The organism is Mycobacterium sp. UM_CSW, assembly GCF_000455205.1.
Taxonomy (GTDB): Bacteria; Actinomycetota; Actinomycetes; order Mycobacteriales; family Mycobacteriaceae; genus Mycobacterium.
The window spans coordinates 1-474 of record NZ_AUWQ01000185.1 but is presented as its reverse complement, the minus strand read 5'-3'; the positions used below and the strand labels follow the sequence as shown (position 1 = coordinate 474).

Annotated in this window: 1 protein-coding gene; it reads left to right on the top strand. The window is 62.2% G+C overall.

Annotated features, from left to right (window positions below):
* Positions 1 to 243 precede the first annotated feature (243 nt).
* Positions 244 to 474, top strand: a 231-nt coding sequence (locus tag N415_RS30360; protein WP_161630372.1) for an IS3 family transposase, incomplete at its 3' end; no start/stop codon positions are given.

Below are 474 nucleotides of genomic sequence, written 5' to 3'. Positions count from 1 at the left end.
ACCGTTGACCCCGGCCGAGCGCACCGAACTGACGCGATTACGGCGCCAAGTCGCCGAGCAAGAGAAAGACATCGCGTTCCTGAAAAAAGCCTCGGCGTACTTTGCCGCCAACGGACCGAAGTAGACCGGTTCGAGCTGATGGCCGCAGAGTGCGCCACCACCGCGATCACCCGCATGGCTCGCCTACTGGAGGTGTCGACTTCGGGTTACTACAAACATGCACATCGTTCCACTGCAACGGAATTGACTGATCGCCGCCAACGCAAAGCCGATCTGACCGTGAAGATCATCACCCATCACCGCGACTCCGGCGGGACCTACGGCTCGCCGCGGATCACCGCTGACTTGCGTGCCGCCGGCGAGGCGGTCTCGGAAAAGACGGTGGCCACGATCATGGCCGAGATCGGTCTGGCCGGGATCAGCCCCCGCACCTTCAAAGTTGCCACCACCGTGGTCGATCCGAAGGCGTCGTTT